General features: G+C 37.1%; 15 protein-coding genes. 8 read left to right on the forward strand and 7 right to left on the reverse strand.

What is annotated here, in order from left to right:
• Nucleotides 1-74: 74 nt before the first annotated feature.
• Nucleotides 75-647 carry a TetR/AcrR family transcriptional regulator gene (locus BDR01S_RS20495; RefSeq protein ID WP_066249548.1) on the reverse strand — a complete coding sequence of 191 codons (573 nt, stop codon included), beginning with the start codon at nt 645-647 and terminating at the stop codon, nt 75-77.
• Nucleotides 648-853: 206 nt separating this feature from the next.
• Between BDR01S_RS20495 and BDR01S_RS20500 the strand changes: the two genes are divergently transcribed.
• The 8 genes from BDR01S_RS20500 to BDR01S_RS26330 all read left to right on the forward strand — a co-directional run bounded on the left by BDR01S_RS20500 (nt 854) and on the right by BDR01S_RS26330 (nt 9,060).
• The gene (locus BDR01S_RS20500; RefSeq protein ID WP_066249545.1) at nt 854-1,759 is read left to right on the forward strand and encodes a nuclease-related domain-containing protein; all 906 of its coding nucleotides are present in this window, start codon (nt 854-856) and stop codon (nt 1,757-1,759) included.
• A 424-nt stretch (nt 1,760-2,183) separates the two neighbouring features.
• Nucleotides 2,184-3,080, forward strand: coding sequence for an ABC transporter permease subunit (locus BDR01S_RS20505; RefSeq protein WP_066249543.1), 897 nt, complete (start codon nt 2,184-2,186; stop codon nt 3,078-3,080).
• Nucleotides 3,073-3,978, forward strand: coding sequence for an ABC transporter permease subunit (locus BDR01S_RS20510; protein WP_066249542.1), 906 nt, complete (start codon nt 3,073-3,075; stop codon nt 3,976-3,978). The genes BDR01S_RS20505 and BDR01S_RS20510 overlap by 8 nt, the downstream gene beginning before the upstream one ends.
• 31 nt (nt 3,979-4,009) lie before the next feature.
• Nucleotides 4,010-4,327, forward strand: coding sequence for a hypothetical protein (locus BDR01S_RS20515; protein ID WP_066249538.1), 318 nt, complete (start codon nt 4,010-4,012; stop codon nt 4,325-4,327).
• A 180-nt stretch (nt 4,328-4,507) separates the two neighbouring features.
• Nucleotides 4,508-5,137 (forward strand): hypothetical protein, encoded by a 630-nt coding sequence (locus BDR01S_RS20520; protein ID WP_066249536.1) that lies wholly within the window; start codon nt 4,508-4,510, stop codon nt 5,135-5,137.
• Between the two features lie 273 nt (nt 5,138-5,410).
• Nucleotides 5,411-7,615, forward strand: a complete 2,205-nt coding sequence (locus BDR01S_RS20525) for an alpha-galactosidase (RefSeq protein WP_066249535.1) — start codon at nt 5,411-5,413, stop codon at nt 7,613-7,615.
• 636 nt (nt 7,616-8,251) lie between these two features.
• Complete coding sequence (locus BDR01S_RS26325; RefSeq protein ID WP_235846621.1) at nt 8,252-8,932, forward strand: IS3 family transposase; 681 nt, start codon at nt 8,252-8,254, stop codon at nt 8,930-8,932.
• On the forward strand, nt 8,908-9,060 hold the full coding sequence (locus BDR01S_RS26330; RefSeq protein ID WP_235846622.1) for an IS3 family transposase: 153 nt from the start codon (nt 8,908-8,910) through the stop codon (nt 9,058-9,060). The genes BDR01S_RS26325 and BDR01S_RS26330 overlap by 25 nt, the downstream gene beginning before the upstream one ends.
• 102 nt (nt 9,061-9,162) lie before the next feature.
• Here BDR01S_RS26330 and BDR01S_RS20535 read toward each other — a convergent pair whose 3' ends face one another.
• The 6 genes from BDR01S_RS20535 to arsC all read right to left on the reverse strand — a co-directional run bounded on the left by BDR01S_RS20535 (nt 9,163) and on the right by arsC (nt 13,535).
• Nucleotides 9,163-9,438, reverse strand: coding sequence for an iron-sulfur cluster assembly accessory protein (locus tag BDR01S_RS20535; protein ID WP_066249532.1), 276 nt, complete (start codon nt 9,436-9,438; stop codon nt 9,163-9,165).
• A 25-nt stretch (nt 9,439-9,463) separates the two neighbouring features.
• Nucleotides 9,464-9,886 (reverse strand): protein-tyrosine phosphatase family protein, encoded by a 423-nt coding sequence (locus BDR01S_RS20540; RefSeq protein WP_066249529.1) that lies wholly within the window; start codon nt 9,884-9,886, stop codon nt 9,464-9,466.
• Nucleotides 9,887-9,901: 15 nt separating this feature from the next.
• Entirely contained in the window at nt 9,902-10,849 is a 948-nt protein-coding gene (gene trxB, locus BDR01S_RS20545) for a thioredoxin-disulfide reductase (RefSeq protein ID WP_066249526.1), read from the reverse strand.
• Between the two features lie 17 nt (nt 10,850-10,866).
• Nucleotides 10,867-12,636 carry an arsenical pump-driving ATPase gene (gene arsA, locus BDR01S_RS20550; RefSeq protein ID WP_066249524.1) on the reverse strand — a complete coding sequence of 590 codons (1,770 nt, stop codon included), beginning with the start codon at nt 12,634-12,636 and terminating at the stop codon, nt 10,867-10,869.
• 16 nt (nt 12,637-12,652) lie between these two features.
• Nucleotides 12,653-13,018, reverse strand: coding sequence for an arsenite efflux transporter metallochaperone ArsD (gene arsD / locus BDR01S_RS20555; protein ID WP_066249522.1), 366 nt, complete (start codon nt 13,016-13,018; stop codon nt 12,653-12,655).
• Between the two features lie 97 nt (nt 13,019-13,115).
• Nucleotides 13,116-13,535 (reverse strand): arsenate reductase (thioredoxin), encoded by a 420-nt coding sequence (gene arsC, locus BDR01S_RS20560; protein ID WP_066249520.1) that lies wholly within the window; start codon nt 13,533-13,535, stop codon nt 13,116-13,118.
• Between the last annotated feature and the right edge of the window lie 36 nt (nt 13,536-13,571).

The raw sequence follows: 13,571 nt of genomic DNA on the forward strand, positions 1-13,571 counted from the left end.
CTAGACAATTTTCAAAGTCAAAATTTCTTATCTTTCAAAAAAGACTTGTGTCGACGTGTGGACACAAGCCTTTTTCATTTCGGCAAGTCGTTTACTAAAAACACTTTCATGATTTCTGCAATTTGTTCAGAACTTAAGGGCTGATGATTTCTTTCCCAGTCTGAAACTAAGGCAATATACATTTTTAAAAGAAGAAAGCTCGACAGTTCTGTGTCGGTTGGCGGGATTGCCCCTTTGGCGATGGCCAGATCAATTTTCTTCTTTAAGTAGGCAATAATTTCATCCTCAACATGCTGAAGCATTTCCGAAACCGCTAAAGTCCCCATTTCGGTTTCCTCTTGAACCAGTTTAATCATCAGTTGGTGCTGTGAGCGAAATTCTAATAATCGGTATAACGCATGATGAACATTTTCTGTAAATGGTACATCCGGTTGGATGACCGCTTCCGCCTCCGCCATCATTTCCTTCACCAATGAAGAGATGATCTCTTCGAACAATTCTTCTTTATTTTTAAAAAATGTATAGATTGTTCCTTTTCCTACATTAGCAAGCTTTGCCACTTGATCCATTGTCGTCGCTTTATAGCCAAATAAGGAAAAGGACTTAGTTGCTGCCTCTACAATCATCTTTCTTCGATCGGTTGCCATATCAACCTCCGTTGACCATTTTAGTTTTTTGGTCACTTCTATTTTACTCAAATATACCATAAATTAAACTTCGCTTCAATTTCCGATATGAAAACATGCTAATAATCCCCATAAACGTTAACAAAATATACATTGTTTCCCAATAAATCATCTCCATATTTTTTATAAAATGTACTTGTGCTGTACATTTAGAAAGGAAGTGGCGTATGCCGTTTAAATCACGTATTAAATCAGATGAATTAAAGATACTGTCTTACTTAAACACACGAATGAATTTACTTGAAGATGACAAGCAGTATCTTTCAAACCTAAAAAAAGGGTTTGAGGGGGAAGTGATGTTTGACTTGTTAACTGAAAAGCTTCAGTGCAATTGTTTGGTCCTAAACGACTTGTTGCTTAAGGTTAACAATACCACCTTTCAAATCGATACATTGATCATCAAGGATGCACTTCACTTTTTCGAAGTGAAAAATTTTCAAGGCGATTATTATTATGAAGATAATGAACTTTACTCGAATAAGTCTGGTAATGAAGTTCTCAATCCACTCGGCCAAATCCAACGAGGCGAATCCTTGCTCCGAAAATTACTCCATAAACATGGTTTTAATTTCCCTATTACCGCTACTGTCGTTTTTATCAACCCCGAATTTACCCTTTATCAAGCCCCTAAAAACAAACCTATTATTTACCCGACACAAATTAATGGTTTTATGGAAAACTTTGATCGAGCTCCATCAAAATTAAATAGCAGGCACAGAAAGCTAGCAGAACTTTTAGTTTCACTGCATATTACCAAGTCTCCTTTTACCCAAGTACCCGCTTACGATTATCATTTGCTGAAGAAGGGAAATACCTGTTCCGTTTGCCATTCTTTTTCTATGATTGTCGAAGGAAGAATCTGCAGGTGCTTGAAATGCGGGCATGAAGAGTTAGTTGAAGCGGCTGTTTTGAGGAGTGTCGAGGAATTAAGGATCCTTTTTCCAGGCATCAAAATAACAACAAATATAGTTCGCGAATGGTGTAGGGTGGTTGAATCTAAAAAGAGAATTGGCAGGATTCTTGATAATAACTATAAAATTGTGGGTGTTCACCAGTGGGCATTTTATGAATGAAAACGGGGGTATATTCCTTTATTGTGATTATTTACTTACAGAAGAATTATCCCACTGACTTTGGTCAATGAAAGACATTTCCTTACCTTTTTTGGCGGGAAGTGTCCTTCATCGGCCTTATGAAAGACATTTCCTCCTCTTTTTTGGTGAGAAGTGTCCTTCATCGGCTTTTTTAAAGGATTACCCAATCTCTTTCTATTAATCCTTTTAGACACTATTTTTAACAGCCCAGCTTTATTATAAACCTTCTGCAGCATTTATTAAGTATGAACAAAAATAGCAGCATCAGGAATGATGCTGCTATTTTTGCTCAAGATTTAGAATTATTTTACAATTATTTCGTAAATATTGTTATACTTTAAATGATAACCATTTATTTCATTTTATGGAATTTTAGGATGCTTTTTCGGGAAGTAGGGTTGTGATGTTAATCAAACGTTTTTCAGTGTATATATTAAATCTCTCTATAAAAATAGTTTTACTTTTAATCAGTGTCAGCAGTATTACTTCTCTTCGTTCATTAGTTTATTTGAATAATAATGGGGGCTTTTCGTCTTCAGATTTTGGATTTTTTCCATTAAATTTTCTGAAAACAGTTTATAAAACATTTACTCATTTATTTTCACTTTATGATTCAACGTTTTTTTATTTAGGTCAAGAATATGCTGTTTTTCCTTATATTATAGATACGTACATCTACACAATGGTCGTCCTTTTTTCTGCATTTGTGCTTACCATCCTTGTGTCTTTTCTTTTTTCATATGCATTTCTATTTTTTTCAAAGCGTTTTAAAAGATTATTCAAAAGTCTATTGTTACTTATAGATTCCATACCAGACATTATCATTATATTGGGAAGCCAATTATTAGTAATCCAACTTTATCAAGCAACAGGTTTTAAGCTCCTCAGGTTGTATGGATTTGGGAGCCATGTCTATCTACTTCCGATTATTTGCTTAAGTTTCGTACCGATCGTCATGGTTATTAAGATTATGATCAAGATTTTTGAGGAGGAAATGGAAGAGCAATATGTTGAGTTTGCCATTGCAAAAGGTTTATCCCAAACTACTGTGATTTTAAGACATGTCATTCGAAATGTGATGAAATCATTATATAGCCATATTGGATTAATTTATTGGTATATGTTGTCTTCGTTATTTATTATTGAATTCCTATTTCAAATGCAAGGGTTTACACCACTTTTATACAGAGTTAGTGATAGCAGCCTAACTTCAGTAGCAATCATCATGATCTTAATCCCTTTTGGCTTATTGAAAGCCGCTTCTTTCAGATTTTATGAGAGGAGCGTATTAAATGACTAAGGATAATCGGTCAAAATGGATTTTATATTCGATTTTTACTTTTTTATTTCTTTTATTTATAGCAAGTTTCTTTTTGGAATTTGGAGTAAATCAAAGCATTGAACCTGGAAAATTAATTTATTCTTCAGACGGTAAGGTCTTAAGGCCGCCTTTACCCTCATCTCTGGAACACCCATTAGGAACAGATAAAAACGGAAACGACCTATTAACAAAATTGATCATTGGGTTTAAATATACGTTTATCATTTCGATTGTCGTTACATTTATTAGAATGTTAATAGGGATTTTTTTTAGTCTATCAGTTTTATATTTTCTTAGGCCTTTAAAGGCTTATATTGAATCATTATTAACTCCCTTTCTTTATGTTCCTGCTTTTATTTTATTTTTCCTTTTAGCTAGTGAAGAGGAGATTATTATCAACAAGTATGGGAGTCACTTCTTTACATTTTATCAGGTGCTTATTATCGTCCTAATTGGAACTCCACCTTTAATAGAACTTTTAATAAAGGAATTTGAACTGCTTTTAAACAAGGACTATGTTATCGCGTCAAGATTACTCGGAGCAAGTAAACTTCACATCTCAATAAGACAAATTTTTCCCGTCTTCAAACAGCGATTTTATATTGTCTTCCTACAGCAAACGATTGCTACCATTATCTTATTGACTCATCTTGGTGTATTCCAAGTATTTATTGGTGGAAAAGCCAAAGGGGGGATTATTGGCGAAGAGGATGATAGATTCCTATCACAATCCGGTGAGTGGGGAGGTATGATCGGCCAAAGTATTTTTGATATGATTCATTTCCCTTGGCTATTAATTTATCCTGCCTGTGCCGTGGTTGGGTTAATACTGTTATTGAACATTATCATTAAACGATTAGATAGGAACCAAAGATAAAGGTGGAAAATAAAGGGGGATACGAGAACATATGAAGGTATTAATAAACATTTTTATTACAATATTAGTGCTTTTAGGCTTAAGTTACGGCATTACTTACCTTACCCATACAAAATTCATTGATTATTCATTTGTAATTGGAATGGCAGCAACAATTATTATTTGGTTTTCTACCTCAACGGGCGGTTTCACATCACGACATATGGATATGACCATTCAAGGAACCACAGGCATTAGAATGGAAGGGCAAAAGTACGAGTTTTCACCAAACATTGCCTTTTTCACAGCCCTAGCTTATACCATCATAGCATTCGCAGCGATGTTATATCATTACAGGAGCTATTTATAAAAAATTTGTTATGGGTAAAAATGACACTATCCCTTCAGTCTCTTTGTTTCAATAACTTCAATATTCCATGGAGAGACTTGAGGTGGAAAACCCTTAAAAACCTTTTACTTAGTGTCCCATTCCAAAAATACAAACATACATGATTGGCATTTGGGGACAATAATAATAGGGTGATAAATAATGAATATAAAGAAATCTATTTTAATAGTCCTTGTTGTATTAGCTCTTGGTGCGCAATCCCCAACTTACACAAAGGCATTGAATGAAGAAATGCGGTGGTTCCACCAACTTTCCAAAGGAATCGCTTTTACATGGGAAGTTTCTGTTAAAAATAACAAAATTTCAAAGATCAAGGTCATTTCAGATGTGGCTAATCCGCATATGAATGAACTAATTGTGATAAAAGGATATAAAGAAAAATTTAATAAAGAAATATTGGTTCCAATGCATTTTCCCTTTAAAATGACACATGTGAATGGAAAAGTATCTGGAAAGAAGATTTTCTTGCAATATCAGAATAAAGAAAATTCAGGGGTATTAGGAATCCAAGTAGAACCGACCGCAGGAGAAATCACATTGCCAAAAGGAAACATGTATAAACCGGTCACACTCAATAAAGGCTACCATGGTTTTATCGGAAAAACACGGAAAGGCTTTGAATTGATATTTCTATCTGATGATATGCAATACAGTGTGAAACTGCTCGGCGATAATAAGAAGTATAAACCTTCGAAAAAGGAACTGATAAAAGTCGTAAATTGGATGCTTTTTACCAAGGAGCCTCGGGGAATGTATTGGGAGGACAATTAATGTTTTAGCTTGCTCTGATATACATCCCAAAAGGTAAGTATATGTTTTTATAACTGTTTCTTATTAAAAATAAAAAGTTCACCTTCCCACCACCGGGAAGGCTTTTTTGATTCAATGAGACAAACTGATGTCGATGCAGAATCCTATCCCTTCTATTGCAGCGAATGAAAAAGTTGTCAAAGCGGCTTTTATTAAAAATTTATTTTCGCCATGTTTAATCTCTAGTCGAATAGTATATAAGTAAGATTATGCTTTTGGGGGAGTTGACTAGTAGTGCCAATTTCTTGGAATGAGAAGAGTGGAATTTTCCATTTATACAATAATAGAATGAGTTATCTCATTCAATTGGTTCATGGCAAGTATCCTGCCCATTTATACTGGGGTAAACGGGTTCAGATACTGCAGCCCTCTTCCATATTACAATTTAAAGGAAGAACATTTTCGCCATCAACAGAACCGGGGAATCCGGCATTTTCTCTAGACACACTGCCACAGGAATATCCGGCGTTTGGAAATGGGGATTTCAGGTCTCCTGCCTATCAGCTTCGCTCTAAAGAGGGGTCTACTGTTACGGAATTTGTCTATGATTCCCATGAGATTATTAAGGGAAAGCCCTGTCTGAAGAGCCTGCCTGCTTCCTATGTTGAAGCTGATTCAGAAGCGGAAACACTAGTGATCACCATGGTAGATTCCATGTTGGGTATGGGGATGAATCTCTATTATACGATTTACCATGACCTTGATGTGGCTGCAAGATCTGTTTCCTTCGAAAACAGGGGCAGCCAAAATGTTGTGTTAGAAAAATGTATGAGCATGTCAGTTGATTTTCATCATTCTGATTGGGATTGGCTTCACCTTCATGGAACATGGGGACGTGAGCGTCATATCGAAAGGAAGCCTTTACACCATGGGATTCAGTTGATCTCCTCCTCAAGGGGAGCAAGCAGCCATCAGCATAACCCTTTTCTTGCTCTCCTTTCGAAAAATGCAAACGACGAGTATGGGGAGGTTTACGGGTTTAGCCTGGTTTACAGCGGAAATTTCCAAGCTGCTATCGAAGTAAGTTCTTTTCAAACAACTAGAATTTCCATTGGAATTAATCCCTTTAATTTTAGTTGGCTAGTAAAGCCAGGAGAACTATTTCAAACACCAGAGACGTTAATGGTCTATTCTTCGGATGGACTTGGCGGGATGTCGAGAACCTACCATAAACTATTGAGGGAAAGGGTCTGCCGCGGGACTTATCGTGACAAAACACGTCCAATTCTTATTAATAACTGGGAGGCAACGTATTTTCATTTTAATGAAAAAAAAATCAAGGAAATTGCCGATGCCGGAAAAGATCTTGGGATTGAACTGTTTGTACTGGATGACGGCTGGTTTGGGCATCGTGAAAATGATAAAAGTTCTCTTGGTGATTGGTTTGTTAATAAGAAAAAGCTCCCTAACGGTCTTGATGGATTGGCAGACTATGTAAGAAAAAAAGGCATGAAGTTTGGATTATGGGTTGAGCCGGAAATGGTATCGCCTGACAGTGTTTTATATAGGAAACATCCAGATTGGTGTATCCATGTATCTGGTCGGAGCCGGACGCTATCAAGAAATCAGTTAATTCTTGATTTAAGCAGGGAAGATGTATGTGATTATGTAATTCAAATCCTCACTATGCTTTTCAAAAGTACTCAGATCTCATATGTTAAGTGGGATATGAATCGAAATATGACCGAAGTGGGATCTGCTGCACTTCCGCCTGAAAGGCAAAAAGAAACAGCACATCGCTATATGCTTGGTTTGTATCGAATTTTAGAAACGTTGACAGGAAGATTTCCACAAATTTTATTTGAAAGCTGTTCAGGCGGCGGAGGGCGCTTTGACCCTGGCATGCTTTATTACATGCCGCAAACTTGGACGAGTGATGATACAGATGCAGTCGAAAGGTTGAAAATCCAATATGGCACTAGCATCGTTTATCCTGCTATTACGATGGGGGCCCATGTCTCAGATATTCCAAATCATCAGGTGGGAAGAACAACGCCTCTTTTAATGAGATGTCATGCAGCAATGGCCGCTAATTTGGGATTTGAATTGAATATAGATAAACTAAGTGCTGATGATAAAAAAGTGGTAAAAGAGCAAATCCGTCTCTATCATCGCATTAAGGAACTGGTTTGCTTTGGGAACCTTTATAGGCTGTTGAGTCCTTTTGATGGAATGGATGTGGCTTGGATGTATGTGGCACCAAATCAAGAAAGAGCGGTTGTTTTTTATTTTAAGACATTAGCCACTCCGAACCCGCCTTTTCTCCGTCTCAAACTACAAGGATTAGATCCTTTGGAGAGTTACAAGATTAACGATGGCAAGTTAAAATACTCTGGTGATGAACTAATGAAAATAGGGTTAAATCTCCCGCTGATTAAAAATGATTTTTCCTCTTTTATTTTTCTGATTGAAGCTTTGAAAGGAAAAGTATGTATATAGAATCGAGATGGAGTCTTATAAATTTGATTAGCTAAAAAGAGTAAGTAAAGGATGAAATTTTCTTTTAATCATCTCTTTTGGTATTTTCTATTACGGGCGCGATTGTTGAACATGAGTAAAAGGGCGATACATATTAGTCATATCTAATATGTATCGCCCTTTATTTTTTATAACTTTTTACAATTTAGGTCTTGATAATAAATTAAACAACTTTATTGTTGGATGACAACAAAGTCGGGTACTATGAATCCTTCAAACCCGCATTCTTAGGTTTAAAATTGCATTATGTAAAAAAGAAAGTCGGGTTGAGGAGAATGGCTTTGACATAGACATTATTGGTATTGGGAGGATTGAGACGTCTGCATATAGGTGGAAAAGAGCATATGAAAAAAGTGGGTTAATTGGGCTTTCAGACACACGGAAAACAGCTTCTGTCAGGCCCTTAAAACGAGAACTTTCTCAAGCTGAAATTATTGATAGGCAGGATGCAAGAATTAAGCTGCTGGAAGGTCAGGTAGAGTTGTTAAAAAAGCTAGAAACGACAGAAAGGAGGCTGCTAAACGCCGGTCAAAATCTAGAAACGAGTAAAGTATTTCAGTTAATTTATGAGACCATAGAACAAATCAACTTAAACAGATGACAAAGTATTTTTGTAAGCTTTTAGGAGTCTCTCGTTCCGGATATTACAGCTACTTAAAAGCAGCCGACAGCCGATTGGAAAGAGAACAAAAGGACCTAGACGCGAAAGAAATAATAATGAAAGCGTTTAATCGACGTGGCTATAAGAAAGGTTCACGTTCCATCAAAATGATACTAAACAATGAATACGCTCTTGAAATAAGCAGAAAAAAGATACAAAGAATTATGAATAAATTTGAGATCATCTGCCCCCATAGAAAAGCAAACCCATATAAAAAGATAGCAAAAGCAACGAAAGAACATCAGGTGGTTCCAAACAAGTTAAACCGAGAATTTAAGCAAGGAATCCCAGGAAAGGTATTATTAACTGATATTACATATTTGCCATATAACGGAAAGGATATGGCCTATTTGTCAGCCATAAAAGATGCCTCCACCAATGAGGTTTTAGCTTATCATGTTTCAGATCGGATCACATTAGATATCGCAACAAAAACCATCGATAAATTAATGAAAAATAAGAAAACTAGCCTACATTCTAAGGCATTTATCCATTCGGATCAGGGAAGCCATTATACAAGCCCACGATATCAAAAGTTGTTAAAAAAATCTGGTTTGGGCCAGTCTAAGGGAACTGTTGGGACAATGCCCCGATGGAGTCCTTTTTTGGACATTTAAAAGATGAGGTAGACTACCTATCTTGTAAATCATTGGACGAGCTGAAGGTGAAAATAAATCATTATATGGTTTACTACAACAATTATCGTTATCAATGGAACTTAAAAAAGATGACCCCTATTCAATAAAGGAATCATCTCTTAGCTGCTTCTTAACTCTTTTTTTCATGTGTCCTTGACATGGGTACCAGTTTATTTTCAAGACCCCTTTTTATTTTTAGAGATTGATAATTAACAACAGTTACTTGCACCTAATAAAACTAATCCTGCACCCTCTTGGCTTTCTTCTTTGTCTAAAGTTAATTCCTCAGTTGCAAGAACTTGTGAATCGATTGCAACTTTGATTCCGTTAATCATTTCAATGGTATCAGTTTCTTGTGGTGCATCTAAAGATAACGCAAATTGTGGTCCGCAGCAACCAGCTACTGAGTATAGTCGAATTCCTTTAGCACCATTTTCACTTAAAACATTTTCTAATAGTTGTTTAGCTTCATCTGTAATTTTCATGAATTAATTCCTCCGTATTTCTCCCCTATGAATTAGGAAATAGTCTTTTTAAGGATACTTTCATTTCAGGCTTTACATTAATTTTTGGACGAGCCGACTTAGCGATTTCTTCTGCTTCTTCAATCGTCTTTGCTTTTCCTAAGGTCAACAAAGTTCCGACCGCAACGGTTCCAGTCCGATTACTTCCACCCTGACAATGGAAATAGATTTTTTTTCCTTCATTGTATGCATTTACTACATGATTGATAGACTTTTTGATGGATTCATCTTGGTCTTCTGCATCATCCACAATTGGACTATGGACTCTGTCATATTCAACTTCTGGTGCTTCTGCTCGTAAATCAAATATAACATCGGCTTTTTCTTTTTCCATCATGTCTTTCACATCATCTGCTCCACCAATGTAAATACGATCTTTAATTAGTTCATGATAGTTCTTTGTTGTCATGATTACTCCACCTTTTTATAATGATTTGCTCCAATCATGAGTAGCATTGCTTTCTAGGTATCGTTCCGCATCTAGTGCTGCCATACAACCTGTTCCTGCTGCTGTTATGGCTTGGCGGTATTTCCTATCTTGAACGTCTCCACATGCGAATACTCCAGGAATATTCGTCTCCGTTGTTCCAGGTATTACATTGATATACCCTGTATCATCGGTATCGATTTGACCTTTTAAGAAAGCGGTATTCGGAGTATGTCCAATTGCTACAAAAATTCCATCTGTTTCAATTATCTCTTCTTTACCTGTTTCATTATCAAGAACCTTTAAGCCTGTTACTTTCATTCCATCTGAGAGAACTTCCAAAGGAATATTGTTTAGTCCCCAAGAAATTTTGTTATTTTCTTTCGCGCGGTCCTGCATGATTTTTGAGGCTCTAAGCTCATCACGACGGTGAACAATTTTCACTTCTGATGCAAATTTGGTTAAGAAGTTTGCCTCTTCCATAGCAGAATCTCCGCCACCGACAATAACGACCTTTTTACCTCTGTAAAAGAATCCGTCACAAGTAGCACAAGTGCTGACTCCACGTCCAATATTTTCCCTTTCTCCTGGAATATTAAGCAACCTCGCTGATGCACCTGTGGAGAGAATTAGAGATTCCGTTTGGATTTCCCCTATTCCACTTACTTGTAGGGTGTAAGGCTTTTTTGATACGTCCACATCCGTCACCCAGCCTCTTTTAAATTCCGCACCAAATCGTTCAGCTTGTTTTCTCATATTGTCCATTAATTCAGGACCCATAATTCCATCTACAAATCCAGGAAAGTTCTCCACTTCTGTGGTTAAGGTTAATTGTCCACCTGGTTGGGTACCTTCAATGACCAGTGGCTTCATGTTCGCTCGCGCTAAATAAATAGCTGCCGTTAATCCTGCTGGACCTGTTCCTAAAATCACAACTTTCTCCATCTGAATCCCTCCTTGTGCTAGTCGATGTATTTCTTCAACTGTCCATATCCTGTGTTTTCTTCAGTCATTAAAGGAACAATGGCACATTTTTCTGCAAATTCGGTTGTAACTTTTTTAATCCAACCTTCTTCAGCCTGTGCTCTTCCCTTTAATACAGGGTCTTTTGTTTCAGTAGCATAAAGGCTTTGGTTAATTACCCACCATTTCGGTATAATATCAGCACGCTTTAAATCATCCTGTAAACGACTCGCTTCTAAAACTGGAGTGGCTTCGGCAAGTGTTATGATGACCACACTCGTTTCTTTCGGATTTCTTAATCGAGGTAGTAGGTTTTTTACACTCTCTGGTACATCCCCCGTTGAACGTGCCAATTCTTTATGATACGACTGAGCTGCGTCTAGAAGCAGTAATGTATGTCCAGTTGGTGCTGTATCAATTACAACGATTTCATCCTTTGATCTTTCAACGACTTCTGCAAATGCACGAAATACGGCAATCTCCTCTGTACAAGGAGAGTTTAAATCCTCTTGTATATAGGCAATTGCTTCTTCATCCAAGTCATCACTGACGTTAGATAATACTTCTATTTTATATGCCTCGACTACTTCTTTTGGATTAATACGGCTGATGGTTAATTTATCATTCAACTCACTATCTTGAAAAACTAACTCTAAATGTGCGGCAGGGTCTGTTGTCGTTAAATGTACTTTGTGCCCCTTTTCAACTAAGCCCACAGCAATAGCAGATGCCATCGTGGTCTTTCCAACTCCACCCTTACCCATCGTAAATATTACTCTTGTGTTGTTTGATGAAAAGTCTTCAACCACTTCGTTTAACTTTGGTAAATGTAACGTCTGATTTTTAACCTCTAATTGTGTAGCTGGCATCGTAAATTGCTTGAATAAATAACGCAGGTTTTTAATTCCTGTTAAGGAATACGAAACAAATGGTAGCGAATAAGTAACCACTTGTTTTAAGTCATTGGGCATTTGTTTTATGGCATTTCTTTGTCGGTTATAGAATGATGACGATATTTTATCTTCAGGTAGATAAGATTGCATTAACCCGTTAATAATCAGAGCCTGATTCGAAATACCAATTTCTTTTAATTCCTTAGATGCACGACTTGCTTCAAATAAGGATGATTGATCAGGTCTTGCGACAAGAATCAAGGTTGTTTTTGTTAAGTCAGAAAGTGCATCCATGGTCATAGAATACATATGTTTCTTTTCAGCCAACCCTGATAAAGGACCAAGGCACGAGGCACCGTGGGTACTTTCTTCTAAGAATCCACTCCACGCAGTTGGAAGCTGGAGAAGACGGAGTGTATGACCAGTTGGAGCCGTATCAAAAATAATATGGTCGTATGTCTCAACCACGGTTGAATCGGCAAGCAAACTTGTAAATTCATCAAATGCAGCGATTTCTACTGTACATGCCCCTGACAATTGTTCCTCCATGGTTGCGACTATTGTATCAGGGAGTTTCCCGCGATAGGGTCCAATAATTTTGTCTCGATAGGTTTTGGCCGCTTCTTCAGGGTCAAGATTACAAGCGTAAAGATTGGGCACATTTTGGATAGGTTGAGGAGTATTGGTTAATCCAATTTCCAGTACATCCTGCAAGTTAGAGGCAGGGTCTGTGCTAACGAGTAACACCTTTCTCCCTTCATCTGCTAATGTAACAGCCGTTGCACAAGCAGTCGAAGTCTTCCCGACACCGCCTTTTCCAGTAAAGAATAAAAACTTGGTGTTGACTACATTCTTCGTATCGAAAGATTGAAACATCATTTTCACTTCTTTCTTATTTCAATGGTTTTAAATCAATCTTTAAACGTACTTTCGGCTTTTCTGTAAGCTCTTCTGCTTTGACTCCAAACCACTTGGCGAGTTCTTCGTTTGATGGATATTTGCCTTCTTTAACAGTCTCGCCATCTAACAAAGTAATAGGTAGCGAATCTGGACCTTTCTCATGAAGAAGTTTGTTCACAGCATGATTTTCAGCGAATACAGCTGGCTCATTGGCAAGGTTAAATCTTTTAATGTCAAACCCCTTTTTCTCCAACGAATAGACAGCAGATGCCATTCTTGTTAATTCGGGATCAACACTTGGTCCACATACACCAGTTGAACAACACATAGCTGGGTCAAAAATCTCTACTTTACTCATTCGTTAACCCTCCTTGTAAAATAAAATAAGCATATACTTATATGAGTGTTCAAAGAAAAGCCAAGAGTTTCATTACTCCTGGCTATTTAATTCTTTATTATTCTCCAGTCTTAGCGAATCGTTGAATGCGATCCCCGATTTCATCACGGACACGTTGGAAGAATGACCATTTTTCTTCGTCTGTTCCTTGAGCTTTAGCTGGGTCATCAAATCCCCAATGAACTCGTTTTACTTTTGGAGGAGTAATTGGACATTTATCAGCTGCATCACCACATAAAGTTACCACTAAATCCGCATTGTTTAAGTATTCAGGATCGATAATATCAGAAGTATGATTTGAAATGTCGATTCCAGATTCTTTCATCGCTTTAACTGCATTAGGGTTTAATCCGTGAGCTTCGATACCCGCACTACGTACTTCCCACTCATCACTTAAATGTTTTTTAGCCCAACCTTCTGCCATTTGACTTCGGCAAGAGTTACCTGTACAAAGAAAATAGATTGTTTTTTTAGACATAGTAGTTTTTCTCCTTTTTCATTTGGTTGATTTGTT

The organism is Neobacillus drentensis NBRC 102427 (assembly GCF_001591445.1).
GTDB lineage: Bacteria > Bacillota > Bacilli > Bacillales > Cytobacillaceae > Neobacillus > Neobacillus drentensis.

Bases quoted from the DNA above. Each gene is read 5' to 3' on its own strand.
- arsA (WP_066249524.1), bottom strand. From the start codon at position 12,636: ATGTTTCAATCTTTCGATACGAAGAATGTAGTCAACACCAAGTTTTTA.
- BDR01S_RS26330 (WP_235846622.1), top strand. From the start codon at position 8,908: ATGGAGTCCTTTTTTGGACATTTAAAAGATGAGGTAGACTACCTATCT.
- BDR01S_RS26325 (WP_235846621.1), top strand. From the start codon at position 8,252: ATGACAAAGTATTTTTGTAAGCTTTTAGGAGTCTCTCGTTCCGGATAT.
- BDR01S_RS20500 (WP_066249545.1), top strand. From the start codon at position 854: ATGCCGTTTAAATCACGTATTAAATCAGATGAATTAAAGATACTGTCT.
- BDR01S_RS20520 (WP_066249536.1), top strand. From the start codon at position 4,508: ATGAATATAAAGAAATCTATTTTAATAGTCCTTGTTGTATTAGCTCTT.
- BDR01S_RS20535 (WP_066249532.1), bottom strand. From the start codon at position 9,438: ATGAAAATTACAGATGAAGCTAAACAACTATTAGAAAATGTTTTAAGT.
- BDR01S_RS20515 (WP_066249538.1), top strand. From the start codon at position 4,010: ATGAAGGTATTAATAAACATTTTTATTACAATATTAGTGCTTTTAGGC.
- BDR01S_RS20510 (WP_066249542.1), top strand. From the start codon at position 3,073: ATGACTAAGGATAATCGGTCAAAATGGATTTTATATTCGATTTTTACT.
- BDR01S_RS20540 (WP_066249529.1), bottom strand. From the start codon at position 9,886: ATGACAACAAAGAACTATCATGAACTAATTAAAGATCGTATTTACATT.
- trxB (WP_066249526.1), bottom strand. From the start codon at position 10,849: ATGGAGAAAGTTGTGATTTTAGGAACAGGTCCAGCAGGATTAACGGCA.
- BDR01S_RS20505 (WP_066249543.1), top strand. From the start codon at position 2,184: ATGTTAATCAAACGTTTTTCAGTGTATATATTAAATCTCTCTATAAAA.
- arsC (WP_066249520.1), bottom strand. From the start codon at position 13,535: ATGTCTAAAAAAACAATCTATTTTCTTTGTACAGGTAACTCTTGCCGA.
- arsD (WP_066249522.1), bottom strand. From the start codon at position 13,018: ATGAGTAAAGTAGAGATTTTTGACCCAGCTATGTGTTGTTCAACTGGT.
- BDR01S_RS20495 (WP_066249548.1), bottom strand. From the start codon at position 647: ATGGCAACCGATCGAAGAAAGATGATTGTAGAGGCAGCAACTAAGTCC.